This window comes from Pseudoalteromonas haloplanktis ATCC 14393 (assembly GCF_000238355.1).
Taxonomy (GTDB): Bacteria; Pseudomonadota; Gammaproteobacteria; order Enterobacterales; family Alteromonadaceae; genus Pseudoalteromonas; species Pseudoalteromonas haloplanktis.
The window spans coordinates 1-25,873 of the sequence record NZ_AHCA01000013.1 but is presented as its reverse complement, the minus strand read 5'-3'; the positions used below and the strand labels follow the sequence as shown (position 1 = coordinate 25,873).

At 37.9% G+C, this 25,873-nt stretch carries 27 protein-coding genes and 1 tRNA gene; 15 read left to right on the top strand and 13 right to left on the bottom strand.

Going from position 1 to position 25,873, the window contains the following annotated elements; translation table 11 throughout:
* The first annotated feature begins 476 nt into the window (after nt 1-476).
* The 7 genes from petA to PHAL_RS23645 all read left to right on the top strand — a co-directional run bounded on the left by petA (nt 477) and on the right by PHAL_RS23645 (nt 7,590).
* Entirely contained in the window at nt 477-1,067 is a 591-nt protein-coding gene (gene petA / locus PHAL_RS0119155; protein ID WP_016710052.1) for a ubiquinol-cytochrome c reductase iron-sulfur subunit, read from the top strand.
* A complete protein-coding gene (locus PHAL_RS0119150) occupies nt 1,067-2,332 on the top strand; it encodes a cytochrome b (protein ID WP_016710051.1) in 1,266 nt (421 codons plus the stop codon). The genes petA and PHAL_RS0119150 overlap by 1 nt, the downstream gene beginning before the upstream one ends.
* Nucleotides 2,329-3,072, top strand: coding sequence for a cytochrome c1 (locus tag PHAL_RS0119145; protein WP_016710050.1), 744 nt, complete (start codon nt 2,329-2,331; stop codon nt 3,070-3,072). Before PHAL_RS0119150 ends, PHAL_RS0119145 begins: the two co-directional genes overlap by 4 nt.
* Before the next feature lie 79 nt (nt 3,073-3,151).
* A complete protein-coding gene (sspA, locus tag PHAL_RS0119140; protein WP_016710049.1) occupies nt 3,152-3,778 on the top strand; it encodes a stringent starvation protein SspA in 627 nt (208 codons plus the stop codon).
* On the top strand, nt 3,778-4,218 hold the full coding sequence (locus PHAL_RS0119135) for a ClpXP protease specificity-enhancing factor (RefSeq protein ID WP_016710048.1): 441 nt from the start codon (nt 3,778-3,780) through the stop codon (nt 4,216-4,218). The genes sspA and PHAL_RS0119135 overlap by 1 nt, the downstream gene beginning before the upstream one ends.
* A 534-nt stretch (nt 4,219-4,752) precedes the next feature.
* Nucleotides 4,753-4,829: transfer RNA gene (locus tag PHAL_RS0119125), tRNA-Ile, on the top strand.
* Nucleotides 4,830-5,025: 196 nt separating this feature from the next.
* A complete protein-coding gene (locus tag PHAL_RS23645; RefSeq protein WP_016710047.1) occupies nt 5,026-7,590 on the top strand; it encodes an NACHT domain-containing protein in 2,565 nt (854 codons plus the stop codon).
* 44 nt (nt 7,591-7,634) lie between these two features.
* On the opposite strand, the gene PHAL_RS0119115 is transcribed toward PHAL_RS23645, so the two are convergent.
* Both PHAL_RS0119115 and PHAL_RS0119110 read right to left on the bottom strand, forming a co-directional pair.
* Entirely contained in the window at nt 7,635-8,516 is an 882-nt protein-coding gene (locus PHAL_RS0119115; protein ID WP_016710046.1) for an integrase, read from the bottom strand.
* Entirely contained in the window at nt 8,509-8,730 is a 222-nt protein-coding gene (locus PHAL_RS0119110) for a hypothetical protein (protein WP_016710045.1), read from the bottom strand. Before PHAL_RS0119110 ends, PHAL_RS0119115 begins: the two co-directional genes overlap by 8 nt.
* 590 nt (nt 8,731-9,320) lie before the next feature.
* Here PHAL_RS0119110 and PHAL_RS23210 point away from each other — a divergent pair.
* Nucleotides 9,321-10,226, top strand: a complete 906-nt coding sequence (locus tag PHAL_RS23210) for a sce7726 family protein (RefSeq protein WP_016710044.1) — start codon at nt 9,321-9,323, stop codon at nt 10,224-10,226.
* Nucleotides 10,178-11,104, top strand: a complete 927-nt coding sequence (locus PHAL_RS0119100; protein ID WP_016710043.1) for a sce7725 family protein — start codon at nt 10,178-10,180, stop codon at nt 11,102-11,104. Before PHAL_RS23210 ends, PHAL_RS0119100 begins: the two co-directional genes overlap by 49 nt.
* Before the next feature lie 159 nt (nt 11,105-11,263).
* On the opposite strand, the gene PHAL_RS0119095 is transcribed toward PHAL_RS0119100, so the two are convergent.
* Nucleotides 11,264-11,527: a helix-turn-helix domain-containing protein gene (locus tag PHAL_RS0119095; RefSeq protein WP_016710042.1), complete on the bottom strand. Its 264-nt coding sequence runs from the start codon at nt 11,525-11,527 to the stop codon at nt 11,264-11,266.
* 113 nt (nt 11,528-11,640) lie between these two features.
* Between PHAL_RS0119095 and PHAL_RS0119090 the strand changes: the two genes are divergently transcribed.
* The 6 genes from PHAL_RS0119090 to PHAL_RS0119065 all read left to right on the top strand — a co-directional run bounded on the left by PHAL_RS0119090 (nt 11,641) and on the right by PHAL_RS0119065 (nt 15,130).
* A complete protein-coding gene (locus PHAL_RS0119090) occupies nt 11,641-11,850 on the top strand; it encodes a hypothetical protein (RefSeq protein ID WP_016710041.1) in 210 nt (69 codons plus the stop codon).
* Between the two features lie 56 nt (nt 11,851-11,906).
* On the top strand, nt 11,907-12,284 hold the full coding sequence (locus PHAL_RS0119085; RefSeq protein ID WP_016710040.1) for a hypothetical protein: 378 nt from the start codon (nt 11,907-11,909) through the stop codon (nt 12,282-12,284).
* A 519-nt stretch (nt 12,285-12,803) separates the two neighbouring features.
* Nucleotides 12,804-13,004, top strand: coding sequence for a helix-turn-helix transcriptional regulator (locus tag PHAL_RS0119080; protein WP_004588652.1), 201 nt, complete (start codon nt 12,804-12,806; stop codon nt 13,002-13,004).
* Between the two features lie 8 nt (nt 13,005-13,012).
* Nucleotides 13,013-13,810 (top strand): replication initiator protein A, encoded by a 798-nt coding sequence (locus PHAL_RS0119075; RefSeq protein ID WP_016710039.1) that lies wholly within the window; start codon nt 13,013-13,015, stop codon nt 13,808-13,810.
* Between the two features lie 527 nt (nt 13,811-14,337).
* Nucleotides 14,338-14,649, top strand: coding sequence for a type II toxin-antitoxin system TacA family antitoxin (locus tag PHAL_RS0119070; protein ID WP_016710038.1), 312 nt, complete (start codon nt 14,338-14,340; stop codon nt 14,647-14,649).
* Entirely contained in the window at nt 14,618-15,130 is a 513-nt protein-coding gene (locus PHAL_RS0119065; RefSeq protein WP_016710037.1) for a GNAT family N-acetyltransferase, read from the top strand. Before PHAL_RS0119070 ends, PHAL_RS0119065 begins: the two co-directional genes overlap by 32 nt.
* A gap of 138 nt (nt 15,131-15,268) precedes the next feature.
* Here the strand turns inward: PHAL_RS0119065 and PHAL_RS0119060 are convergent, their stop codons facing one another.
* From PHAL_RS0119060 to PHAL_RS0119020, 10 genes are all read right to left on the bottom strand, one after another.
* Nucleotides 15,269-16,585, bottom strand: a complete 1,317-nt coding sequence (locus tag PHAL_RS0119060; RefSeq protein ID WP_016710036.1) for a tyrosine-type recombinase/integrase — start codon at nt 16,583-16,585, stop codon at nt 15,269-15,271.
* A gap of 412 nt (nt 16,586-16,997) precedes the next feature.
* Nucleotides 16,998-19,361 (bottom strand): TOTE conflict system archaeo-eukaryotic primase domain-containing protein, encoded by a 2,364-nt coding sequence (locus tag PHAL_RS0119055; protein WP_016710035.1) that lies wholly within the window; start codon nt 19,359-19,361, stop codon nt 16,998-17,000.
* The gene (locus tag PHAL_RS24800; protein ID WP_198160579.1) at nt 19,361-19,543 is read right to left on the bottom strand and encodes a type II toxin-antitoxin system RelE/ParE family toxin; all 183 of its coding nucleotides are present in this window, start codon (nt 19,541-19,543) and stop codon (nt 19,361-19,363) included. The genes PHAL_RS0119055 and PHAL_RS24800 overlap by 1 nt, the downstream gene beginning before the upstream one ends.
* 93 nt (nt 19,544-19,636) lie before the next feature.
* Complete coding sequence (locus PHAL_RS0119050; RefSeq protein ID WP_016710034.1) at nt 19,637-19,894, bottom strand: ribbon-helix-helix domain-containing protein; 258 nt, start codon at nt 19,892-19,894, stop codon at nt 19,637-19,639.
* Between the two features lie 253 nt (nt 19,895-20,147).
* Nucleotides 20,148-20,573 carry a hypothetical protein gene (locus PHAL_RS23205; protein ID WP_016710033.1) on the bottom strand — a complete coding sequence of 142 codons (426 nt, stop codon included), beginning with the start codon at nt 20,571-20,573 and terminating at the stop codon, nt 20,148-20,150.
* A gap of 126 nt (nt 20,574-20,699) precedes the next feature.
* Nucleotides 20,700-21,923, bottom strand: coding sequence for an organoarsenical effux MFS transporter ArsJ (arsJ, locus tag PHAL_RS0119040; RefSeq protein WP_016710032.1), 1,224 nt, complete (start codon nt 21,921-21,923; stop codon nt 20,700-20,702).
* A 6-nt stretch (nt 21,924-21,929) separates the two neighbouring features.
* Nucleotides 21,930-22,940: an ArsJ-associated glyceraldehyde-3-phosphate dehydrogenase gene (locus PHAL_RS0119035; RefSeq protein WP_016710031.1), complete on the bottom strand. Its 1,011-nt coding sequence runs from the start codon at nt 22,938-22,940 to the stop codon at nt 21,930-21,932.
* A gap of 20 nt (nt 22,941-22,960) precedes the next feature.
* On the bottom strand, nt 22,961-23,452 hold the full coding sequence (locus PHAL_RS0119030; protein WP_016710030.1) for a phosphatase domain-containing putative toxin: 492 nt from the start codon (nt 23,450-23,452) through the stop codon (nt 22,961-22,963).
* Nucleotides 23,453-23,472: 20 nt separating this feature from the next.
* A complete protein-coding gene (gene arsB / locus PHAL_RS0119025) occupies nt 23,473-24,489 on the bottom strand; it encodes an ACR3 family arsenite efflux transporter (RefSeq protein WP_016710029.1) in 1,017 nt (338 codons plus the stop codon).
* Between the two features lie 14 nt (nt 24,490-24,503).
* Nucleotides 24,504-25,343 carry a metalloregulator ArsR/SmtB family transcription factor gene (locus PHAL_RS0119020; protein ID WP_016710028.1) on the bottom strand — a complete coding sequence of 280 codons (840 nt, stop codon included), beginning with the start codon at nt 25,341-25,343 and terminating at the stop codon, nt 24,504-24,506.
* Nucleotides 25,344-25,873 lie beyond the last annotated feature (530 nt).

Below are 25,873 nucleotides of genomic sequence, written 5' to 3'. Positions count from 1 at the left end.
GAATGCAAATTCGCACTTTTTATTAGTAACCAGCAAACTCGCATCAAATATGCGCCTAATAATTAACCTGCTTTGGCCTTTACTGCGTGTAACTCAAAAAAAAGTTCAATAATTATTGTAATAAGTGTAAATCCGTCAGTTAATTGGTGAATTTTTTTGCTACAATTGTCTGGCAAGTAATGTGAGTGAGTTCAACAGCACCATGTGCAGTTTATCTGTTTCCTCTTAGTGAGGTTGATCTTGGTCAGTATATTGTTTTTTAAAGACGCTATTATAACAAACGGCTTCATACTCGAGCCGACCCTATTAATAATTTAATTAAATCGGGTTTATTCGAGCATGGAACTGTGAATAACCTTGTTTTAATCAAGGGTTTTAATTATGATCGCGTCTATTTTAAAATTTCTAAAAATTAACCTGCTGTAACTGATGTTCTCAATATAGCAAGTGTTGGGAATCATAGTGGAGATAAGTGGATGAGCAATGCGCCTGTAGACAATGGCCGACGTCGCTTTTTAACCATAGCTACCTCTGTTGTAGGTGGTGTTGGTGCGGCTGGGGCTGCTGTTCCTTTTATTGCGTCTTGGAATCCAAGTGAGCGAGCTAAATCTGCGGGTGCGCCTGTAGAAGTAGATATCAGCAAGCTTGAGCCTGGGCAATTAATACGTGTCGAGTGGCGTGGTAAACCTGTATGGGTTGTATCACGTACCCCAAAAATGCTTGAGCAGATGAAAGCTCACGAAGATCAACTTCGTGATCCTGCATCTGAAGAGCCTCAACAACCTGAATCAGCTGTAAACGAATACCGTTCAAAACGTCCGGAAATTTTCGTTGCTGTTGGTATTTGTACACACTTAGGTTGTTCACCAGGCTTTTTTGAAGGCAACTTTAGTGAAAAAGTAGAAGGAACCGATGATGGTTTCTACTGCCCATGTCACGGTTCTAAATTTGATATGGCAGGTCGCGTATTCCAAGCGGTTCCAGCACCATTAAATTTAGAAGTACCGCCTTACACCTTTATCGATGACACCACTATTTTAGTGGGCGAAGAAGAAGGGGCTGCCTAATGTTTGGTAAGATTATTGGTTGGATCGACGACCGTATCCCAATGACACGTGTTTGGAATATGCATATTGCACAGTATCCAGCACCAAAAAACTTTAACTTCTGGTACTTCTTTGGCTCTTTAGCTATGTTAGTGCTGGTAAACCAAATCCTAACTGGTATTTGGTTAACGATGAACTTTGTTCCGTCAGCTGAAGGTGCATTTGCTTCTGTAGAATACATCATGCGTGATGTTGAATACGGCTGGTTATTACGTTATTTGCATTCAACCGGTGCATCAGCGTTCTTTATCGTTGTCTATCTACATATGTTCCGTGGCATGATCTACGGTTCTTATCAAAAACCACGTGAATTACTGTGGTTGTTTGGTATGTTTATCTTCTTAGCGCTTATGGCTGAAGCCTTCATGGGTTACTTATTACCTTGGGGTCAAATGTCATTTTGGGGTGCACAGGTAATCATTTCATTATTCGGTGCGATTCCGGTTATTGGTGATGACTTAACGCTTTGGATCCGTGGTGACTACGTAATTTCAGGTGCAACGCTTAACCGCTTCTTCGCACTGCATGTAATTGCGTTACCTTTAGTGATCGTTATCTTAGTATTCTTACATATTGTTGCACTTCACGAAGTGGGTTCAAATAACCCTGATGGTGTTGAAATCAAACGTAAGAAAGGCTCTGTTGCAGAAGAAGATAAGCCTAAATTTAAATTCCATGAGTATTACACTGACAAGAAAGACATTGTTGATGCGATACCGTTCCACCCATATTACACAGTAAAAGATATTATGGGCGTGGTAGGTTTCTTAATCTTATTTTGTTGGGTTGTGTTCTTTATGCCTGCGATGGGTGGGTTCTTTTTAGAAGCGCCGAACTTTGAGCCAGCAAACCCACTTAAGACGCCTGAACATATTTTCCCTGTTTGGTACTTTACGCCATTCTATGCAATCTTACGTGCAATCCCAGATAAATTAATCGGTGTTGTCGCTATGGGTGCATCGATTGTTGTACTGGCTCTGTTACCTTGGATTGACCGTGGTACAGTTAAATCAGTTCGTTACCGTTGTGGCTTCCATAAATGGAACATCGCAGGTTTTGTGGTGACTTTCGTTTTACTTGGTTGGGTGGGCGCAACTCCACAAACTGATTTGAAAACGATTATCTCGCAAATCTGTACTGTGACTTACTTTATGTTCTTCGTGCTGTTATTTGTATACAGTAAGAATGAAAAAACTAAGCCATTGCCAGAGAGGTTAACGAAATGATGAAGAAGCTAATTATCGGTTTATTTGCTTTATCAATAAACGTATTGCCGGCAATGGCTGCAGGTCCTTCGGTTCCGTTAATGGAAGCGGGCAATGACCTTACAGATCAGCCATCATTGCAACGTGGTGCAAAGTTGTTCATGAATTACTGTCTTGGTTGTCACCAAATGCAGTATCAACGTTATGAGCGTACTTTTCGTGATATCGGTATTCCTACAGAGGTAGGTCTTGAGCAGTTAATTTTTGACGGTTCAAAAGTAGGTAGCCATATTACCAATGCAATTACTAAAGATGATGCTGCAAAATGGTTTGGTGCGGCTCCGCCGGATCTAACAAATGTTGCGCGAGTGCGTGGCAGTGATTGGATTTACACCTATTTAAAATCGTTTTATAAAGATGAATCTCGTCCGTTCGGTGTGAATAATACAATATTCCCATCGGTAGGTATGCCGCATGTTCTACAAGAGCTGCAAGGTTTACCTACGCCTATCACTGAAGAAGTGGAAGAACATGGTCAAACTGTGACTAAAGTTGTTGGCACTAAAACAGATGGCACTGGCGAATTAAGTGTAGATGAGTATGACCAAGCTGTTCGTGATTTAACGAACTTCCTAGAGTACGTAGGTGAGCCTACGCGTCTTGAATCGGAAGCGCTTGGCCTTAAGGTAATCGGATTCTTAATTATCCTCTTTATCTTGTCATTTATGCTGAAGAAAGAATACTGGAGAGATGTTCATTAATCTTGAACATATTTAAAGGTAATTTTGCAATAGGGGCTTAAGCCCCTATTGCTGTTTTTGTTATTTAATGGAGGTAGGCATGGCCGTAGCTGCCAATAAGCGCCCTGTAATGACCCTTTTTTCTGGTGCTAACTGTATGTATAGCCATCAAGTACGCATTGTACTTGCTGAAAAAGGCGTAAGTGTAGATATTCATCTGGCTGAAAAGGACAACCTGCCAGAAGCACTTCATGAAATTAACCCTTACGGTACAGTGCCAACACTGATCGACCGTGAGCTTGGTTTATATCAGGCAAACATCATCATGGAATACCTTGATGAACGTTTTCCTCATCCTCCACTAATGCCTGTTTATCCGGTAATGCGTGGCCGTAGCCGTTTGATGATGCATCGTATCGATACAGACTGGTATAGTTTAGCTGCTAAAATTTACGACAATGGTGCAGAATCTGCTCAAGCACGTAAAGAATTAACAGAAGCTCTACTTGCTGTTTCAGCCATCTTCACCGAAGCGCCATATTTTATGAGCGAAGAATTCAGCTTAGTTGATTGTTACTTAGCGCCGTTATTATGGCGTTTACCAGAGCTTGGTATTGAGTTAACAGGTGCAGGTTCAAAAGAAATGAAAGAATATATGATCCGTTTATTTGAACGTGAATCATTCCAAGCTTCTTTGACTGAAACTGAGCGCGAGATCCGTTTGTAATGACGCCTAATCGTCCTTATTTATTACGCGCTTTCTTTGATTGGATTGTCGATAATCAGTGTACACCGCATTTAGTGGTTAACGCTGATTTTCCAGCAGTACAAATACCAACACAGTTTGTTCAAGATGGTCAAATTGTATTGAATATTAGTCCTTCTGCTGTAACACAATTCTCAATGGATAATCAGCAGTTAAGCTTCAATGCACGTTTTGGCGGTCAGCCAATGCAAGTTTATGTACCAATCGGTGCTGTACTTGCTATCTATGCCCGCGAAAACGGTGAAGGCACGGTGTTTACCGCAGATGAGTTTTTAGAGGACGAAGACGAATTTGCAGCTGAGTTAGAAAGTGTTGATGTCGCAGATGAATTACTACCTGACGAACCAGCACCAGCTAAGCCAGAAAAGAAAAAAGGCTCACATTTACGTGTTATTAAGTAATATGTAATTGTTTGATAAAAACCGCTTAGTAGCGGTTTTTTTATGTCTCGGAGTTTTTCAAGTTAGTTGTCGTATCAAGTTATACCAATCGTGTTAAGTTACTGACCATTTATAGCGACAGATAAATGGAGTGATAACAAGGCACAAATTTTGACATGTAGTTGTTCTACATGAAAAATTTATAACGCAGTTAGCGCTTTATTTAGCCCGCTAGAATGGTTAAATATTTAAGTCGATTGGTATTAAACTTTATGCCGCCCGCATTTCTTGTTTTTTCTTTAAATGAAATTTATGTATTCGTTAAGTCTAACCTTACACTTACGTGATACAAGCGTTCGTAGGAAATGGCTTTAACCATGAATAGAGAGCGTTTACGATTACTATTTAAGCAGTTAGCTTGTTGATTGTTAAAATAAAGCTTTTTGCTAGTGACAAGCCAGTAAAAACTTTTTATACTGCAACCCGCTTTAATCGCTGTGGTGGTTAAACGCTTCAAAAATTTAGCCTTGTTCAAAACACATGCTAATACAAAATGGCCCCTTAGCTCAGTTGGTTAGAGCACACGACTCATAATCGTTAGGTCCCCAGTTCGAGTCTGGGAGGGGCCACCACTTTTAAAAGCTTCCCAAGTAAATACCTACTAACAGAAATTACCCTGTGCTACCTCTGTGCTACTTTAAATATAGCAAAATAAACTAGTAATTTTAATTTTTAAACTATTTAAAGGTTTTCGAATCAATTTCGTTTGTGAGTAAGTCCGTTGGTGTTAGGCTGTATTAATAATTATTTACACGGAAGTACTTATAAATGAATCGACTCGATGTTTCCGCTCAAGATATTGAAAAAAAACTAGTCTCTCTCAAAGAGAATGAATTAAGCCAGACGGTACTCGTTCCCCTTCTTAAAGAGGTTTATGGTGCTCGAGTTGAATTTACAGGTGGTTTATACGAAAAAGGAAGGGATATAATAATTTATAAAAAAGATGAACTTGGTGAGTTAGAGCCAATTGCTGTCCAAGTTAAGAAGATATCTCCCTCTGCAAATTCTCAATCTAAGTCATTTCAACAACTATTAAATCAACTTTCTCAAGCTCAAGATGAAACAATTATAGATCCAGAAACATCTCACGAGACAGCGATTAAAAAAGTACTTTTTATCACTCCATATTTATTAGAACAGAAAGTAATTGATACTCATAAGGGGGCTTTCAGCAAAGCTAGATTAATTGGAATAACGATAGTTGATGGTTTTAAGCTAATTACTCTATTAAAGGAAAAAGCACCTTTCTTGCTTAATTCGTTACTCGAAAATGAACAGCTTCTTAAAAGTTATGTAAGCCCTAAATTAACAAATAGCCTTCTCATGAAAGCTTTGAATATGGGCACCGGAAAAAAGGTTTGCGATATTTATTGTGATATTGATTTTACTTTTGGGAATATTAGAAGTTCTTTAGACCAATTTAAAACAATTGAAGCTAAACAAGCTGTAAAAGTAGAAAGAGTATCATCCTCACACTTCCCTCTATTCTGTAGTACTTTCAAAGCTATTGAAGCCAGCTCAGGTGTAGAAATATTAGATAAGGATGAAGTTAACTCAGCACAAAAGAAGTTTAAAGAAGCTGAGTCATTAGAAGCTGAAGATAAGGCTGTTCGTGCCAAGATTAGTTCTTTCAGGAGAGAAATATCAGAACTGGCAGCGGAGGAGGTTTTTACAAAGTATAACTCTTTAAATATTGATGTTGGTGCTATCCTTAGTCTAATTAAAAGTGATGAAAAATTATTGATAGAGCACAACTTTAAAGACGAAGATGACAGTGTTTTATATCAAGCATTAATGGTAAAGATTCGAAGGGCTTGTAGTAACATCGATGTCTTAAATTTACAAATAAGAAAAATAAGGGAGCGTATCGATGACCTAGATGCTTCTATTGAAATTAATTTAGACTCTGTCGCTAAAGCATTTAATACAGTTGCAAAAAAAGTTAGAGAGTCATACTCAAAGCGGTGCTCAACAGATGAGTACTTATTGGCTGTGAGCGGTCTCAATGAGTTAATATCTAATTTGAGAGGATATATCAGTGAATTTGATATACAACCAATAAAACATGTAAACAATACTAAAATAACTCTCTCAGACGCTCTTTATTCTGAGTATAACGTCCTTTTATTAGGAGATGCAGGATCAGGGAAAACAACAAACCTTCAAGTACATGCAAATACTCTGTATGAGAATGGTTTCGAGGGGATTGTATTTTATTCATCTCTAAATGAGCTATGCCAATATAAAAAGAATGAGGCTTGTTTATTTAATTTAATAGCTAGTTATATGCTTGATGTTGGAATTCAGAAAAGTCCTCAGGAAATCATCGAATCTATAAGAAATCAAAACTGTGTGATCATATTGGATAGTATCGATGAGGCGATATCTACATATCCCTGGGTAATTGATTCACTATCTACATTTGCAAAAGAAATTAAACATGGGAAGATTATTACCTCTTCTCGTTACACAGTAGAAGAGATCAGTGAATTAAACTTTTTATCTTTATCCTTGTGTCCTTTTAATGAAAAGCAGAAGGAGCAATTTTTTAATAAATGGTTTGCCGATACAGACGAATCTATTCACATTATTGAACACTTAAAAAATAACCCTAAGTTAAGTGAAGTTGTTACTAATCCATTATCTGCAACTATCTTAGCAACCCTCAAAGAGAACAATATCCCATTACCTACAACAGAAGCATCTCTTTATCAAAAAAGGTTTGAGTTACTGAGCGGTATGTTTGATAGATTTAAAGGTGTGAATAGATCCACAATACAACCGGAAAACTTGTTAAAAACAGCTCAGTATCTTGCATTTGAAATACATAAATTAGGCCATAGAAAATTTTCGAGAGAAGAGGCCATTATTATTTGTAAAGATTATGAAGATAACTATGATTTAACGCCAAGTGAAGATGTAATCAACGAGCTTATTTCGCCTTGTGAAATCATACAGCCCACAAATGACGGACTTTTTAGCTTTGGACATTTGAGGTTTCAGGAGTACTTAGCATCTAAAGAGTTTGGTTATAGACGAGGGCTTCAAATGTATAAATTTGTAAGCTCTAACTGGTGGCATGATGTAGTCATTCTTTACTGCCAAGATACAAAATCTGTAGATTGGATTCTAGAGGACGCTATACAGAATGGCTATGCAACAGAAATAAAAGAGTTATTGAAGTCTATTATTCAATTTAGCCGAGAGAGTCAAAAAAATCGTTTCACACGTAAGTTAAATATTGCTCTGGTTGATGAGACTAAATCAGATCCGAAATACACGGAATATTTAGATGATGAAATTGATGAGCTAGATTATGATCTTGATTATTAATTGCGGAACCTTTTTATTGTTGAGATTACTAAATATCTTATACCTTACTTGAGATAAACCTCAGTAATTTCAGCCCTGAAATGACCTAGCTCTTGCGACACAGTTTCGAGAGCTGTTGCTCTACTTAAGCCAAAGTTTTTTAATTCATTCATTCTCTCTTGTGCGTAGCTATGCCTGAGGCCATGACCGCCATTTGAAAAAAAGAGTGTGCGAACAGATGCTTTTGAGAATGAGCACGTCCATTTATGGCCACCGCCAAGGTCGTAGCGTTGCAAATAGTTAATTTCCCTATCACGAACTGTTACAGGCTGCGCTAAGCGCCTTTGTTCTAACTGTGTAGCTAATGCATTCGGTATTAGTACATCACGGATTAGGCCGCCTTTGCCTTTCACTGTATAAATACTACCTTCTCGACCAAGCCACTTGCTGTCTAGCGCTGGACGGCAATCAGCTTTTCGCTCTGATACTCTGGCTATAGTTAATAGCTCATGGGCTCTTAATCCTGCTGCGTAGGCTATTTGTGTAGATAAATTATATTTTCTAGTTTGATGCTCATTAATTGCATGGGCTTGAGCAGGAGTGTAGGCGCGAGACTTTTCGATTATCTCTTTTTCGGATTTTATTACTGTCAGCGTTTCTTTAGGGCCAAGTTTGCCATTGAGTTTAAACATAGCTTGAATTGCTTGCCGTTCCATATCCAACGTTTTTTGGCCTGCAAACTCACTGCGGTAATCAAGGTATTTATAAGCATCTTGAAGGCTCATACCCTGTACTCCATTAATTCCAATATCTTTTGACCACCGAGCTATTTTTATAAGTGCTGTTTTATAGCTTCGAGCGGTACCTAGAGATTTAATAATTTTGTGCTTATATAAGTTTTTAGCCAGCTTCTCCGCTTGCGTTTCTGGTTTTGCGAACTTAGGCATTCTTTTGTACCCAACGTTTTACAGTTGTCCAATGTACTCTCATTCCTTTACGCAAGAGCCACCTTTGAAGATTGGCAATACTTGTATCTTCCTCGTAAAGAGCCAGAAGTCGTTGTTTATGTTTATCTAGCTTGGATGGCTTAAATCGTTTTTTACTGATCAATTTTTTCTCGTTTTTTAGGCGCAATGCTTCTGCTTCGGCATTAAAGGTCATAGTTATTCTCCGGAATGATTGTAAGAAAAACTGGCTGATTAAGCTCAGCGGCTAACGCCTATTCGCCCCTGTTTTACGCATGCGTAAGGCTCGGACTGATCGCGCCTAAAAATCAAAAGACTTGGTTTTATGATGAAGCTGAAAGCTTCTGAAATGGGGGTTACAGAGAATGTAACGACGTGTTGAAGGCAGCAGAAAAGCGCCTGTTTTTTCTTGCCCGAAGGGCTTGATTAATATTTAGATTAGCAGCTTTAATTTAAATTTCAATCTGCAAATAAAAATCTGCGTATAAGATGCTCTAGAGCCCATACCCCGCTATGTGCAAGCCTATTTTAGGCTTCTACATAGCGGGGTATGGGCGAAGCCCAGAAAAGAGGAGGCAATTGCTCATGATGCCTCATTTCAAAGTGCTTGGTTTTACGAGTTTACAAATGTATGAAACTCCTTTAAGCATATGTATTTGTGACTCGCGCTTTAAAATTCAGAGGAAGTATGAGCGAAAATTTAGTACTATGACAAAAGAGAGATTAATTAATCTTGCTACTTAAAGAGTATTTCATAAGTAGCATTTAACTTTAGTAAATTGGCAAATGAACTTTAATAATTTAGCAAAGCTATTCTCAAGTCAGGGAATTGTAAAAATTGGAAGCAATGATTGGTCATTGATCAAAGATGTTGTGGATGAGTTCAACTTATTGTTAAGCCCTTCAATGACTTTATTAGAGCTATATGAAAAGTCATATGAACTGTTACTAAAAAACTATCGAAATGAATATGTGGTAAAAAATGAGATCGCTAATAAAGTTCTCTTGGGCCGTCATTCATTAAAAACAGCAACAATGCTTAGTGAAGTTTGGGTTGGGAATAACAAAGCTGATTGCGTTATTGTAAATGGGGAATCTACTTGTTACGAGATAAAAACAGAGCTGGATTCCTTATCTAGGTTAAAAGACCAAGTAAATACTTATACAAAAGTTTTTGACAAAACATACATAGTGGCAACAGCCAAACATTTAGAGTATTTGTATGAATTCCATAAGCTTAGTCCTAATTTCGGTATTATTGAGTTGACTAAAAGAAACACTCTTAGTGTTAAAGTGAGCGCTCCCAATAATTATAATTATGAGCCGGAGCTAATGTTTAACGTTTTGCGTAAAAATGAGTATGTTAGCATTGCAAGGAATGTTCAGGGAGATATGCCTGATATTCCGAACACTCAAACGTATCAATTTTGTAAGGAAGTATTCAATAATTTATCTATTGAAAATGCAAATAGGTTGTTTAAAAGTAGTTTGAAGAGTTTTAGGAAAAATGATGCCTCTTTCATCACATCATTACCTAGATCAATGCGTAACGTTGAGGTAAGTTATAGTATTAGTAGGAAGTTTAAAAATCAGATCATTAATTCACTGTCTGATACATTAAGGGATAACCAAGGAGATTTTGAATGTACTATCCATACCTCAGAGGCAAGCGGCATGAATTATCGGCCCTAAGAAAAACGGCACCTAAATTCTCTTCTGATAAGTTTGCACCAATAATAGAGCCGGTAAAAGCAAATCTAAATGAGCTAATTTCCACAGTAGATGAGTTGAATAAAAACTCTCTTGTTCCGCTTATTATAGTAAATCCAATAGTGGGGGAACTGTCTAACCAGCTTCCAAACATGATTTTACCAAGCTTGTACAAAAAAAATCTAAACGTTATCCCATGTATTCTTTTTAATAATAATAATTGCCAGCAAGCTCTACAATTAGCTAACCAATATATCACCAGCAAGGTGAAATTCTCGATATATGTTAACGAAGGCTTATCATTAAATATATCACACCTTTTGAGTGCTTCGGCTGTTAACATCATAAAAGACACTGCAAGTGTAAGTGCTGCGGTAGTAGCAGCTACGCCTAATTTGGTAATTTTAAAGGACCCATTTCCAGTTTACCCAAGGAATGCTGACTATCCAAATACTCCAAACCCTTTCTCTGATGCCCATTTAACTTTTAAAAATAATCCGAATCAAATAGGATTTGGTGACTTTACAATTGTTGGAGAGACATGGAGTGAGAACGGGGGGCCTGCGCGAGCGGTAGCAATTCATATCACGTATATTAATAGCCAACAGATGAATATGATGTATATAAAACATTGTGTATCAACAATTAATAGTGGCTCTGTGAATGATCCTGCATCGAAATTTCTGGAAGCTCTACAACAACTTATGAGCTTTGCTCAGGCTACACCGTCTCTAGATCAAACAACTATTGGATTTCAAAGTTTTGTTGACCTTTACAATAGAAAGCACTATCCAAATTTAGGCCCAGTAAAGGAAAACTCAATTATACATCATATGGAAACAATTGTTGGGTTCCTCTAGAGGAAGATTTCTAAAGTATAGATTGTAACAAGAGGATTTATTCAACTTTGTATTCTGTTATGGTTCGATAAATCAGGGGAGCTCTAATTGATGAGTGGTAATGCTATCACCTAAAGTTGTTTCCGGATTTATTGAACTACGACACAATAGAACTTCCCGTCAGCCCATAAAATCTAAAATTTCGATAGCCAATTTATCTTCGATACAATACAGGTACGCAGTTGGCACTTCTAAAATATCAGCAAGTGCTTTCACAGTTTTAAAGTCAGGAGCATGTACACCTTTTTCGTACTGGTTCATTCTTGCTGATGCTGCAAACTGATCTATACCAGCCAAAATTCCCAACTGTTTTTGTGATAGCCCTTTGGCTTTTCTAGCCTCTTTTAAGCGTTTTGGAAATGGTGATTCGTCATTAGTTTTCATTATTTATTGTTCTTAGCTTGAAAACTAAGAGTTTCTTAGCTTTAATTGAATCTAGATACTAAGGAATACTTAGCTTTTGCTTTCGTGGGTAATTTGAATTTGGAGGAATGAATATGCTTGAAACATTTGTGTGTGTATCAGTCGGGACTATCTACTTGTTGGTAAGTATATTTACAAGTGATGAGCAATCGTCGAAAGAAAACGAGCAACTAGATAAATTGAATGATGGTATGGGCAATATTATCGCTGATGGTGAATTTATGTCGCATGAAGAGGCAGAAGATGCGCAATCACGTGGTGAGCTTTACGACACCTATTACTAATCACTTAAAGAATAAGGGGGCAAAATTAGGCATGCCTAATTTTAAGGAGCAATGTAATGCTTTTTTTTGATCTATACAAAAAAGTTGAGCTAAGACCATTTATCCCTGTTGTAGCTGAGTTTCAAAGGCGCTTAGCTGGTATCGAAGCTGAATGTGAGCCATTAGGGCTATCATTTGAGAAAGAAGTGCAGTCAGAGCAAGAAATCTTTTTTGCTCTGATTTCTCAAAAAGCGTTGGCTTTCGATGTAACAAATGAAATGGGTGAGGTTTGGGATATTAGATTAGAGCCTTTCAGCCATTTTAAATCTCGAAGCAAAAAAATCGCCTTTCCATTCATGGGGTGTAATGAGCAGAAGCAACAAAATATTAGTGAGTGGATTATTGCTTTGTGTAATTGGGAAGGATTTTTTCTATATTCAAGTGCAAAGCATTAGCAGAGATTGCAGTTATGACATTGTACGAATGGTTTCAAATGTGGATTTTAATGGTGTTAGCGATTCGCGCTATTCGACGCTATGACAAGCTGAAAAATGATCTTTTCACAGCAATAAAAGAAGGCAGAATTTAAACATGGCTCCTGTACTCGCTGGTTGCGCTTTGATTCTAAGTCTAGTGATCTTCTTCGCTACTTTGTTTTATCTTAAATGTAAGTGATATTGCGTAGACCTCTCCAAAAGCCTACTTAAAAAGATTATCAAGAAAATTTTTTTGTAGGCATTTTCACTAGCCAATCCCCACTTTTAAAAAATAATATAGATAAAAATCATAAAGTTATTCTTTTTCGTTTACTAAACCATTTCACTTTGTCCCTAAAACATCAAAAACCCCCTGAAAGTTCCCCTAGCTTTTCAAGGACAAATATCTGATCACCTAATTACCATTGTCGCTCAACTAATTAATAATGTGTTGAGCTAATAATTGAGCTCAACGCTTACGCTTTGAGGTCAATTATAATGGAAAAGATATTTTATCGTTCAGAAGAAGTAGCCGACTTACTTTTTATCAGCAAACAAGCCCTTTTTAATCAAATCTCTAAGAACAAACAAGGCTGTGGTAATTATCCATTACCGCCACATATTAAAATTGGCGCTCGATTACTCTTCCCTGTTGAAGACTTTCATAACTGGTTAGCTTCTCAACCAAGAAACAAGTAACGCTAGTTATGGCGTATTTCGAGTGCAAAATGACTCATGTCAATTTGAAATCAGATATGTTTTCAATGGTGTGGCCTGTGTTTGCATTAGACGGAAAGTCTAAAGGTAGATTAGATTTCTCATATAAAGGTGTATCAATAAAAATCGTTCCAAGCGTCCAGGGTCGAGCAACCATCAAAGACAAAGAAGTACTCATTTATTGCTTGAGCCATATCATGGCTGCAAAAAATGCTAAGTTAGAGCTCAGTAACACGGTTCGCTTCAACACCTATGATCTCCTAAAGGCTACTGGGAGAGGAACATCAGGAAAAGAGTACAAACTTGTTGAAAAGGCTTTATATCGGCTCGCAGGGACTTTAATCACTACTGATTATAAGTTTAATGGTCGAAGGTTTTTGGAAAGTATGGGCCTCATCGAAGATTTTAAGTTAATCGAAGATAGTGGTTTAAGTTGTTGGCAAGTAACACTGCCCGATTGGCTCATTGAGACGGTTGATGACAATGATGTCTTAACATTACATGAAGATTACTTTCAATTATCCAAACCATTTGATCGCAGACTTTATGAAGTTTGCCGGAAGCGCTGTGGTAGACCTTCTAAGCAAGTTATCAAGTTAGATAATTTACGAGAAAGAATCGGTGTAAGACTACCGCTATCAGCCTTAAAGAACCGTATCGAAAAACTTAAAAAAATTTTAGATTATCGACTTAGGGTTGAGAGCGATAACGTACTCATTTTTCGCGATAATGAAAGTGGGAGAAGACAGCTTGCAAAGTTTGAAATTGAACGTTTACGAAAAGGGTAAAAGCCAGATAAGCGTCGTACTTTTAATTTTGGATAGTATCGTACTTTTGATCCAAATTATCGTACTTTTAGTTTTTCTGAGTCGTACTTTTGAATTTCATTCCTCTTTTAAAGTTTTGTATTTATTGTAAATTTTAAGTTTTAAACGGGTGGGATAGCGAAACGTATTTTAAATATATAAATAAACGTATTTTATAGCTCTGATATTATAACCCCTAAATTTATACCGCTTAATTCTGATTATCAGTTATAACCTCTAAAATTATAATATTCGACTTTTAAAGTTGGTTAGTCAAAATAAAAACTTAAGCTTGGTGCCAAAATGGCACCGCTATTGACAGCAAGGTGGAATCACTTTATAATGTAAGAATACAAGTAAAGTTTTAATTACTTGTTATTGGCCCAATCGAACTTAGTTGCAGCTGTCCTATTTTATAAACAAAGGAAGCTCGATAAGATTTTTGGAACTAGGCCTTTATAAGGCCACTCTCTAAGAATTTAATTCTGGAGGGGAATAGAGGATCAAATATGAAAACTCAAAATATGGCGACCGAGCGTATTACTGCTCGAGTTACAATAGAAAATAGAGAGTTGCTGGAAAGAGCAGCATTATTATCTGGTGCAACAAGTCTTAATAGTTTTTTGACTAATGTAGCTATTTCAGAGGCTCAGCGAGTTGTGAATTATACGAATGTATTACGGCTGAGTGAAGCAAATGCAAACGCATTATTTGAAGCGTTAGACAAACCTGCGAATGTTAATGATAAGCTCTTACAAGCAGCCATGAAATATAAGGCTCGTAAGAATAATGAAAATAGAGAAAATTACCACCGAACATGATAAAAAGTCATTTGACTGCGGTGTTCAACCGCTAAATAATTACCTGAAAACAATCTCAGGCCAACACGAAAAAAAACATCTTGCAAGAACATTTGTTCTTTCAGATGGAAAAGTACCTTCAAAAATCATCGGCTTTTATACCTTAGCTATGATGAGTATTGACCAATCATCTTTACCTCCGGAAATGGTCAAGAAGCTTCCAAAAGGCAATTTAAATTGCTCTCTTTTAGGCAGGCTCGCAATAGACCTTCAGCATCAAGGGCAAGGGCATGGTGAGTTCCTGTTGATAGACGCTATCCGCAATTCATATATTGCCTCTCTTTCAGTCCCTACCCCCATGCTAGTTGTAGATGCTAAAGATGATAAAGCAAAAGAGTTTTATGAGAAATATGGATTCATTGCTTTTCCTGACGAGCCTTATAGGTTGTTTCTTACGATGAAAGATAGTGAGTTGCTTTTGAACCGTGCTGACTTAATTTAGTTGAAAATAATTAGATTTAGTTTACGTACTCGTATTGATAGTTGCTAAATTAAGCAGGTATCTAGAAAGTAATTTAATATCTATTTGCAGCTTTTATGAAGCTGCAAATTATAATTCAAGCAGAGCAGTTCGCAGGCATCATCTCAATAACGTACTTACTAGTTCTATTTTTTGCTCCTTGCTTAAACTCTCTAGCTGCAGCTTAATATCTGTTAATCCCAAGTTGTAACAGGGACTGATAAGCCCCGCATATTTGGCTATCGTTTCTGTTACTTTTTCTGCTGGCTCTTTAAGCTCCTCAGCGGTTAAGATTAAATAGCCTGCAGTTACATCACTTTTGTCTGTAATATGGTTTAGAAGGCGTTTCAGGAGGTATCCTGATACTCCGCTACTCTCAGCCATTGATGTAAATGTGCGGCGCAAATCATGCGAAGTGATTTTTACCCCTGCAATTTGGCATACATGTTTCAACGTTTTTTTAGGATCAGTGAGGTAGCCCTTTTTACTATCTGTCCCAAATACATAGTTAGATACCTTATATTCTTTACGTCGATTAAATATCTCAGCTAATCGATCTGTAATAGGAAACTCAACGTCCAACCCGTTTTTTGTGTCTTCTAAAATGAATATCCTATCTTCAAGGTGTACTTGTGACCAAGGAAGTTGCAGTAACTCTGATCTTCTTAGGCCTGAAAAGGTTAAAAATTCTAGGTAATCACAAAAAGCAACGCGGCTATTCTGACGATATTTGGCAGCTTCATTTCTAACTTCGTATAGTGCGTCCACAAAAGGTTTGAGTTGTGAACGGCGCAGCCGTGTTGTTTTGCGTTTTATATTATTCCAACTACGTTTTTCAGAAAGGGCTGCAACAGGGTTTTCTGGGAATAATGAGCGTCCTTCAGAAGACTTGTACTCAGCCTTGGCAAAGTTAAACAAAGCACGCAGTAGGCGCATTGTGCAGTTTGCTTGAGCTGGGCTTCTTGAGGTGATTTCTCGTTGGCGCTTTAAAATCATTGTTTGATTAATGTCGGCCAAGCGCTTGTTATGCCAGTCAGGTAGATAGCAGTCCATTTTTTGCTTATAACCTCTTTCAGTTATAGGCTTGAGATCTCTAGATTCGATGTATGAATCAAAAGCTTCTTTTAGAGTAATCGAAGCCGCTCTAAACTGGCGCTTAAGGTCATTAGGATTAATACCCTCAGCTATATCAGCCATTACCTTTCTAGCCATTCGCCTTGCATCATCAAGTGCAATTGATGGAAAGTAACCAAGGGTGACATTAATCGGGGTGTCTCTCCCTGGTATCTTTTTATAAACTCTAAATGACTTTTTACCAGCTACGCTCACATCTAGAATCAGTCCTGACAATAGGCTGTCATAATAGCGAGTGCGTTTATCGTTTGATTCTATCTTTTCAAGCGACAATTCAGTGAAGCGAAATTTTGTGTCTGACATATGGTGCTACCTCTGTGCTACTTTGAACGTAAAATTTAACGTTCTGAAATACATAATGATTTATGCATCAGAGGTAGGTTTTATTCAATAACCCTATGATATAGCTATGAAAATTAGTAAATAGTTATATCAAAAAGTAACTCGTAGTAAGTCCTTGTTTTGCAACTCATAATCGTTAGGTCCCCAGTTCAAGTCTGGGAGGGGCCACCATCTCCACTCAATATGTGGTTAGATGGAAACTCACTACTTCCTGTTTTACTAGATAAGTCGCCAATCTCAAGCATGGTTATCTTGGACTACCTATAACTTCCCTAAATTTCATTTTAAAAAGTAGGCGCTTTTGATTGGGGAACGACCATAGTATTGAACTATCTGAAATCGAGCTATTGGGAAAAATACTCAAGTATATTGGTTAGCGATAAGTGATTTCATAACCCAGCGCTCTGTATCCCTTTTCTCGTTTTGAAAACATTCGCTTAAGTGTTGGGAAAGTATCAATGTAATCATAAATCAGCACCGAGTTTTTGTTACTCCACTCTCGCCCGATTCGACCTGCATATTGAGCTAATATGCCCTTCCACGCTATAGGTAAGGTGATGAACAACGTATCTAAATAAGGTAAATCAAATCCTTCTCCAACGTATTTACCCGTTGCAAGTATAACCTGTTTAGCGTTACTTAAATCTTTGTTTTCTTCGAGTAAAGCAATGCGTTCTTGGCGCTGCTTCGTTGATATTCCACCATGCAGTTCTACAACCATTAGGTTTTTTTGTGTGAGTAAAGCTGATAGAAGCTCGATGTGTTCTTTTCTCTCGGTTAACACCATCACTGCACGTTTTTCATCGATACAACAGACAATATCATCGACAATCTTTTGGTTCCTGTCATCACTGTTAACTAGGTGCTTATAAATTTGTGCGATATGGGGCTTTGTATCAGGATCTAACCACTCATTCGGAAACGCTGTATTGGTTTCATGTGCTTTAACTTGCTGATTAAGCAGTGAACCTGATTTAACGCCTTTATAAACAATATCTCCTAGTTGTAGCATCATCAGTTTTTCTAAACCATCTTGGCGTTTTGGTGTTGCGGTAAATCCATGAATGAATTTGGCATGGCTGGACTTAATCAGGCTTTCATAGTTTGAAGCAGGTAAATGGTGGCATTCATCAACAATAACCTGGCCATACTTTTCAATGTATGGCTTAATATCCATGCCATTTCGGCCCACTAAACTTTGATATGTTGCTACATCAACTTGATACGACAGTTTTTCTTTACCACCAAGTAATGAACCAACTTCGGTGTCTTTGAGAAAAACATTAATACGTTCCAGCCACTGCTCTGCAAGTTGCCGACTGTGAACTAATATCAGTGTGTTCACCTTGCGCTTAGCAATCAGTGCTAATGCAGTAACTGTTTTACCAAAGCCAGTAGAAGCTTCTAGTATCCCAACCGATGAATCTAATAATGCATTAACCGCTTTATTCTGCTGACTTTTCAATTTTCCTGTAAATTTAACCTTAGCAAGCTTGTCACCTGAAAAACGCTTATCATCGAAATTCACTTTAATTTTTTGCTCGGTTAATTTTTCTTTTACAGATGATAGGCAGCCACGCGGTATAATTAAGAAATTACCCTCAACACGAGCGGCACAAATGTATCTAGGGACTCCAATCGTAGATAATCGAAGACTTTGCCTTTTGTAAAACTCAGGGTTAGAAAACACAGCTAATTGCTTAAGCCTTGATGTTAATTTGCCAGGAAGCTTATCGATTGGAATATAAATTTGATCTGCAATAACCAAGGTTACTTCTTCAGGGCAATGGGCTATCACATCATTCTCAATAGTAGATAGCTTCTTCCAAGGCGTATTTGCCAAGTCATCATTAGTTTTGTTATCTATTAGTGTTATTTTGCCAAGTAAGCTATCAAGTGTCGTAGTATCAATTTTTTGAATAGAAGCAAGCTTGGCCCATTGGTCTTTAAAAGGTACTCCTGACGAATCTATAAATACACTATTACCTTGCTTTCTTGGTTCTAGTTGAAGTGGTAATGCAATCAAATTACCAAAACCACCTTCCGGCATTACATCTTGATTCGGAAATAGGCGATCGAAACAAGTAAATGAGAGCGCTGGATACATTTCCATGGCTTTGGTTAATAAACCATTACCTAACTTTCTAGCTTTGGTCGCTTCAACAGCTTGCGAAAAGAAAATCCATACATGTCCACCGTTACCGCTTCTAGAGCGTTCTATAATGTGTGGTACTTTATAAAAATCACAGGCTTCAGCAAAAGCTTTAACGCAGTGAATCCAATCTTCTTTATCGAAATCAGTGGCAAGAATGTGAGTTCTATTGTTCTCTAGAAGTGGGTAAATCCCAATCGTTTGATTGCCTTTAAGGTGATCAAATATTGCCTGACCATCATAATGCTTAAAGTGTTGATTTGAACATTCAGTGCAACTAATCTTTGGTTTATCACAGATTTTAGGTTTCCATTCATTCCAACATGCAGGCGAATAACCACTTCGCCCATTTTTCGATTGCCAACGAAACGGGTAAACGTCATTGCGACCTTTAAAATAAGAGATGAATAAATTGACTTTAGCTTCAGGTGAAACGTGTTGGTTAAAGTGTTTGGCTAGCTCGACTTCTTGCTGTGCAAGAATATTATTACGTTCATTTAATAATGACTCTTTTTCTTCAGCGAGTCGCTGAAGTCGATTATCAATATCTAAAAGCCTATCAGATAACGAGCTAGACACAGTCATTACTCAAAAGCAGTTTTAAGGTTTTCTGAGCTTAGTATTCGCATAACATCAACACAGTCATTAGAAACGACGTAGTAAATAGCATGAGTTCCGTAGATACTGCGTCTATATCCTTTACGAATATGGTCAACTGCCTGGTAATGCAATGGGTTTTCTGCAATGCTTTGAAACTGTATAATCAACCCATCAATGTATGATTCAGCCTGAACTAAACCAAAGCTGTCTATACCATATCAAATAGCTGCTCGAAGTCCTGAACGGCAGCTGTACTTAATCTAAATTTCGTCATTAGTTTGCTTTCTAGCAATCACCGCATTAACAATATCCTCAGGAGAACGAGAGCTAAAACCGCTTTTCTCTGCTTTGATAAGTTCTTGTCTAATAACTTCAACTTCGCTAGTTCGCATTTGCTCTTTTCTAATTAAATCTCGCAATAACTCGCTGTCACTAGCATAATGACCAGTTGCAAGTTGAGCTTGCATCCATTGTTCTTGCTGATCAGTTACTGTGATACTTTTCTTGACCATTGCCATAATTTACCTCCAATGAAAGAAACTTTGTAAGGATATAATCCTACTTAATCCTACCATAATGAAGTTTAGTTCAGAACTGGTAAAAATCAATTTGAGTTACATCATACGATTTATAGATGGTAACAATATCGATAAACGACCGTAACATTAAAGGGGTTACAAGCTTGCTATTGGGGCTTCATAATCATTAGAACCCCCAATTTAAGTTTACGAGGGGTACCACTTTTCAAACTTTCCCTCTATTTAATTAAGTCTAAGCGTTGTACTTAAACAATAAACCAGAGTTAGTGTTCCCTGCTGACGAAAATAAACTTCCCATCAACGTTGACACATTCTTTTTAACGCTTAATTGTATTGCAACTAGTTCTTCATCTAACTCTTGCTGTAATTCAGAAATTTGTGTTTGTTGATCTGCTTTTGTGAGGCTGTTGTCTGCTTCAAGTGCGCGCAACTTCTGTTGTAGCTCTTTAATATTTTTTATCATCTGCTGTTGAGTGGTGTCTGCCGCTTCATCAGGGGTCACTTCATCTGGGCGGGATTTTTCATCAGTACTTTTAATTTTGTTTGTGTTTGAGCCGGTCTCTTCGGCTTGGCCCGTTGTTTGTTGGGTGCCTGTTTGGGTGTGCTTTAAAAAATTTGGATCAGTAAGTAGTGATGTAGGTATGTTGGTTAAGTTCATTATGCGTCCCGTGCGACTAAAAATTGACATGCTTTTATTGTCAAAGGCGATGCATTAATTGTTCCACATTTGGGCTCAAGAGGCATAAGCCCTGCATAGCTAGCGTACTATGCAGGGGAGGGGGGATTACGCAGGTACGGTGGTTTTTTGTGGTAATGCCAATGACAGTAGGGCGGCGAAGGCTATAAATGCGCTTGAAATCCATAAGCATGCTTCAAGTCCGTATTGCTGATATACCCAACCAGATAACACGGTGCCAATTAATCGGCCCATGGCGTTAGCCATATAATAAAAGCCTACATCTAACGATACGCCATCACTATCAGCTAGGCTGACGATTAAATAACTATGTAATGATGAGTTAATAGCAAATACAGCGCCAAATATAAGTAAGCCACCAATAATCGATGCCTGAATATAAAAATCATAATGTAGTGCTAAAGCAATCAGTACTGGTATTGCCGTTAGGTAACTAGCCCATAAAAATGCGCTGCGGCCACTTGGGACTTGCCCTGACTTTTTACCGGTAAAAGAGGGGGCAAAAGATTGCACTATGCCATAGCCAATTACCCAGCTTGCCATAAAGCCACCAACCCACCAATGATCCCAGCCAAAGGTTGCTGCTAAAAATACGGGCAAGGCAACAACAAACCATACATCTCTAGCACCAAATAAAAACATCCGTGCGGCGGAGAGCACATTAATGGCTTTACTCTTTGAGAATAGCTCACTAAATTTGGCTTTGTGCTTGGCTTTACCTAAGTCTTGTTTTAAAGCAAAGATACTAAATAGCCATACAGCTGTTAGCATGCAAATCATGCTTAGTATCGCACCGTGGAAGTCTAGCAAGGTGAGTAATAAGCCACCTAAAAAGAAGCCAACCCCTTTGAGTGCATTTTTAGAGCCGGTTAATATAGCTACCCACTTATAGAGTTGGCCTTGTGCATCTTTTGGTACTAAAAGCTTAATGGCACTTTTTGCACTCATTTTATTGAGATCTTTGGCTATTCCCGATAACGCTTGTGCAGCCATAACATAAATAACAGTGAGTGCATCTACAGGCACCATGAGCATAGCTAAAGAAACTATTTGTAAGCCCAAGCCAATGTTCATGGTTTTATTGAGACCGAATCGAGCACCTAGCCATCCGCCCACTAAGTTAGTGATCACACCAAAGATTTCATAAAACAAAAACAACATGGCAATACTTAAAGGGCTGTAACCAAGTTGATGAAAATACAGTACCACAAGCATACGCAGGGCACCGTCAGTTAAGGTAAACGCCCAATAATTACCGGTAATTATTAAGTATTGTTTTATCTGTGGCGGCAGTGCTTTTAATCGATCCACGGTTAATTATCCTTTATCGGCTAGGCCAACTTTGCGCATAAGCTCTGCAGTTCGGTTCGCATAGCCCCACTCATTGTCATACCACACGTAGAGTTTTACTTGAGTGTCGTTGATCACCATAGTTGAAAGGGCATCAATAACACTTGAACGAGGATCGGTTTTGTAATCGATAGATACAAGCGGTCGTTCTTCATAACCCATAATGTCTTTAAGTTCGTTAGCAGCAGCGTCTTTTAGCAGTTTATTTACTTCATCAATCGTTGTGCCACGTTCAAGCTCAAATACACAGTCAGTAATAGAGGCATTTGTTAAAGGAACACGAATAGCGTGGCCGTTTAATTTCCCTTTTAATTCAGGGAAAATATGTGTAATGGCAGTCGCTGATCCCGTGGTTGTTGGAATTAAACTTGTGCCACATGAACGGGCGCGACGTAAGTCTTTATGGGGGGCATCAATAATTGTTTGGGTATTAGTGATATCGTGAATGGTCGTGATTGAACCATGTTTGATACCGATTTTTTCATGAATCACTTTAACGACAGGTGCCAAGCAGTTGGTTGTACATGAAGCAGCAGTAACAATAGGGTGGGTATCTTTATTATAAAGGTGATCATTTACACCCATAACAATATTTAAAATACCCTCTTCTTTTACTGGGGCTGTTACCACAACGCGTTTTACGCCTTGATCAAGGTAAGCTTGTAACAATGCTTTGGTTTTTATTTTACCAGAGGCTTCAATTACTACGTCACATTTTGACCAGTCAGTCTCTTGTGTTTTTGTGTTTTGGCTAAAGCTGATTTCTTTACCATTGATTACAATTGCATTATCAGTATGGCTTGCTTCGTGATGCCATTTTCCGTGTACTGAGTCAAATGTCATTAAATGGGCAAATATTTCAGCGTTACCTGCAGGGTCATTAATATGAACGATTTCTACATCATCCCAATCAAATGCTGCACGCATTGATAAGCGGCCCATACGGCCAAAACCATTAATACCTACTTTAATTGTCATTGTTTATTCCTTAATACTCGTTATAACTGCGAATTAAAATAATTAAGTTGAAGTGTATTCTTCAGTGCTTTAGGTCTTATGTGTTGTACTTGCTGCATGATTTTGTCGCTAGGCCAACCATGAGTAAGTAAAATAAGCGCAATCACTAAGCCAGTTCTGCCTGTACCACCTTTACAATGAACGGCAATCGTCTGTTGGTTATTGATAGCGTTTATGATCGCATCTTTATGTAACGCCCACTGTGCTTCAAACTCCTGAGAGGGTGCCTCATCATCTAATATTGGTAGCTGCAACCAAGTAATATCATGCTCTGCGCATAGGTTTGGTAACCGTTGTATATCATTTTTAGCAATTTCATGATCATACATAAGCGTAAGTAGCATGCTGGTGCCGGCTTGTTTTAGAGTTAGTACAGACTCTTCTAAAGATGCTTCTTTGCTTCCAGGGCAAGGCGTAAAAATAAGTTTTGCGCCATTTTCTAAATTTAACGAATCAAATGGGTGAAGTGGCATTGTTAAATCCTTTTCTATAATTATTTAAACCAATGTTGGGTGCGATTAATGATGGCAACTAACGATAGCATCACGGGGACTTCTACTAATACACCTACAACAGTGGCAAGTGCAGCGCCAGAATGTAAACCAAATAATGAAATAGCGACCGCGACAGCAAGTTCAAAAAAGTTTGAAGTACCGATTAGGCATGACGGCGCTGCTATTTTTTGTGGTAGCTTCATCCAAATAGCGGCAGCGTAAGCAATGATAAAAATGCCGTAGGTTTGAATGATCAGAGGAATAGCAATTAATACAATAGTCTGCGGTTCAGAGATAATTGTATTAGCTTGAAAACCAAACAGTAAAACCACCGTTGCGATTAAACCCACCATAGACCATGGTTTTAGCTTTGCTAAAAAGTGTTCAAGTGCTTGCTCATCTTTACTTTTATTCAGTGCTCTACGGGTTAATACGCCTGCAGTTAAAGGTAGTAATACATATAAAACTACTGAGATCAGTAATGTTTCCCATGGTACTTGAATATCGCTTACGCCTAATAACAATGCTGAAATCGGGGCAAAGGCAAAAATCATGATCACATCGTTCACAGATACTTGGATTAGTGTGTAATTAGCATCACCTTTAGTGAGTTGTGACCAAACAAACACCATCGCAGTACAAGGGGCAACGCCTAGTAAGATCATACCGGCTATATACTCTTGTGCAGATTGCGGGTCGACTAAATCTGCAAATATAAAGTTAAAGAATAACCAACCAAGCGCTGCCATAGTGAACGGTTTAATTAACCAGTTTATTATTAGTGTCAGTATTAGCCCTTTAGGGTTTTTACCGACATCTTTAATCGATGAAAAATCGATTTGTGCCATCATAGGGAAGATCATCACCCAAATAAAAACAGCGACGGCAATATTTACATGAGCAATCTCAAAATCAGCAATCATTTGAAATACATCAGGTTGCCATTGACCAAGTAAAACACCGGTAATAATGGCTAAGCCAACCCATAGAGATAAATAACGTTCGAAAATTCCCATTTTATTCTCCTCTATTACCGACAAAAGTCAGTTTTGCTTGGGCGGTTACACATATTAGTAAGGTTTTCTAAATTTTTAGCTATCAGCGGAAGGTTATTTTCGGTGGTTTCGCTGATCACTTTTTTTATCCAAAGAGGTAATTCTGGATTTATTTTATAAAACACCCATTGGCCATGTTTTCTGTCAGTAATAATATTAGCTCGTTTTAGAACAGCTAAGTTACGAGAGACTTTTGGTTGGCTGTCTTCTTGTAAGGCCTCCATGATTTCGCAAACACATAGCTCACCATGATAATTAGTTAGCATTAGTGTTTTTAAACGAATGTCATCGGTGAGACATTTATAAAATGAGATTGGATCAATCGATATATTATCAAGCGCTGATATTTGCTCATCAATACGTAGGGTAGGTTGTGTTTTATTGCTAGGTTGGTTTTTTGACTCTAAAAGTATAAACATCGATAGACGATTATTCAGTTCACTTAATGTGGTAGCAAATGGATTATTGCAGGTGCGCTCTTTTGGATCTGGAAAATCCCAAGCAAGTTGTGCTTTAGCGCCGGGGAAGTTTCGGCATTCTTGATTTGCTTTATCACACAGGGTAATTACAAAGTCGAACTCTTGTCCTGAGAATTCCTCAATGCTTTGAGATTTTAATTCATCAATGGTTAAACCAAATTTTTTAAGTGCGTCTAAAGTGCGTGAATCTATTTCTTCAGGTGACGTACCTGCACTCGAAATTTCAAATTGATCACCTGCTTTATGGCGTAGCAATGCCTCAGCCATTTGTGAGCGGGCAGAATTACCAGTACATAAAAATAAAACTGAACGCTTAGTTGAAGTTTGATTATTCATAAATCACACCTTACATAGAATATGCAATAAAGTGTATATTCGTTTTTGTATATATTCAAGTGCGATGTCTATTTTAATTTTAACTACTGCAGTTCTATATAACGTATTTTTATCCAAAGTTAGTGTTAAATTACTTTTATTCGTTATTTACAGATGAGTTTAGGTTTGTTTTTAAGCTGTTCGTTTGAAAATTAAACCAAACACCAATAAATCATAAAAAACGTTAAAAAACGCTTGCGTAAAATTCGCGGCGCCCTATAATGCGACCCCACTGAGACGGCAGAGCAGGCAACGCATAGCGAGCCAAGTAAGTCACTTAGTAAGTCGAGTAAAACTTGAGTTTAGATTTTTTAGAAAGTTTAAAATTAAGTGTTGACAAAAAAATAGGAAAGCGTAACATGCGCAGCCCTAGCGAGATAAAGCCAAGCGCTTTAATCGCAACCGGATAACCGGTATAGCTCTTTAACAATATAAAGCAATCATCTGTGTGGGCACTCGTACAGATTGAGTTCTAACAGCAGATTCTAGTT

Coding starts and splice junctions, on each gene's coding strand:
- PHAL_RS23645 (WP_016710047.1), top strand. CDS start 5,026: ATGAATCGACTCGATGTTTCCGCTCAAGATATTGAAAAAAAACTAGTC.
- PHAL_RS0119065 (WP_016710037.1), top strand. CDS start 14,618: ATGAAAATAGAGAAAATTACCACCGAACATGATAAAAAGTCATTTGAC.
- arsB (WP_016710029.1), bottom strand. CDS start 24,489: ATGGGAATTTTCGAACGTTATTTATCTCTATGGGTTGGCTTAGCCATT.
- PHAL_RS0119100 (WP_016710043.1), top strand. CDS start 10,178: ATGTACTATCCATACCTCAGAGGCAAGCGGCATGAATTATCGGCCCTA.
- PHAL_RS0119055 (WP_016710035.1), bottom strand. CDS start 19,361: ATGACTGTGTCTAGCTCGTTATCTGATAGGCTTTTAGATATTGATAAT.
- PHAL_RS0119090 (WP_016710041.1), top strand. CDS start 11,641: ATGCTTGAAACATTTGTGTGTGTATCAGTCGGGACTATCTACTTGTTG.
- PHAL_RS0119060 (WP_016710036.1), bottom strand. CDS start 16,585: ATGTCAGACACAAAATTTCGCTTCACTGAATTGTCGCTTGAAAAGATA.
- PHAL_RS0119150 (WP_016710051.1), top strand. CDS start 1,067: ATGTTTGGTAAGATTATTGGTTGGATCGACGACCGTATCCCAATGACA.
- PHAL_RS0119135 (WP_016710048.1), top strand. CDS start 3,778: ATGACGCCTAATCGTCCTTATTTATTACGCGCTTTCTTTGATTGGATT.
- PHAL_RS0119050 (WP_016710034.1), bottom strand. CDS start 19,894: ATGGCAATGGTCAAGAAAAGTATCACAGTAACTGATCAGCAAGAACAA.
- PHAL_RS0119030 (WP_016710030.1), bottom strand. CDS start 23,452: ATGCCACTTCACCCATTTGATTCGTTAAATTTAGAAAATGGCGCAAAA.
- PHAL_RS23210 (WP_016710044.1), top strand. CDS start 9,321: ATGAACTTTAATAATTTAGCAAAGCTATTCTCAAGTCAGGGAATTGTA.
- PHAL_RS0119020 (WP_016710028.1), bottom strand. CDS start 25,343: ATGAATAATCAAACTTCAACTAAGCGTTCAGTTTTATTTTTATGTACT.
- PHAL_RS0119095 (WP_016710042.1), bottom strand. CDS start 11,527: ATGAAAACTAATGACGAATCACCATTTCCAAAACGCTTAAAAGAGGCT.
- PHAL_RS0119070 (WP_016710038.1), top strand. CDS start 14,338: ATGAAAACTCAAAATATGGCGACCGAGCGTATTACTGCTCGAGTTACA.
- PHAL_RS0119115 (WP_016710046.1), bottom strand. CDS start 8,516: ATGCCTAAGTTCGCAAAACCAGAAACGCAAGCGGAGAAGCTGGCTAAA.
- PHAL_RS0119075 (WP_016710039.1), top strand. CDS start 13,013: ATGGCGTATTTCGAGTGCAAAATGACTCATGTCAATTTGAAATCAGAT.
- PHAL_RS0119085 (WP_016710040.1), top strand. CDS start 11,907: ATGCTTTTTTTTGATCTATACAAAAAAGTTGAGCTAAGACCATTTATC.
- PHAL_RS23205 (WP_016710033.1), bottom strand. CDS start 20,573: ATGAACTTAACCAACATACCTACATCACTACTTACTGATCCAAATTTT.
- PHAL_RS0119145 (WP_016710050.1), top strand. CDS start 2,329: ATGATGAAGAAGCTAATTATCGGTTTATTTGCTTTATCAATAAACGTA.
- petA (WP_016710052.1), top strand. CDS start 477: ATGAGCAATGCGCCTGTAGACAATGGCCGACGTCGCTTTTTAACCATA.
- PHAL_RS0119110 (WP_016710045.1), bottom strand. CDS start 8,730: ATGACCTTTAATGCCGAAGCAGAAGCATTGCGCCTAAAAAACGAGAAA.
- PHAL_RS0119080 (WP_004588652.1), top strand. CDS start 12,804: ATGGAAAAGATATTTTATCGTTCAGAAGAAGTAGCCGACTTACTTTTT.
- PHAL_RS0119035 (WP_016710031.1), bottom strand. CDS start 22,940: ATGACAATTAAAGTAGGTATTAATGGTTTTGGCCGTATGGGCCGCTTA.
- sspA (WP_016710049.1), top strand. CDS start 3,152: ATGGCCGTAGCTGCCAATAAGCGCCCTGTAATGACCCTTTTTTCTGGT.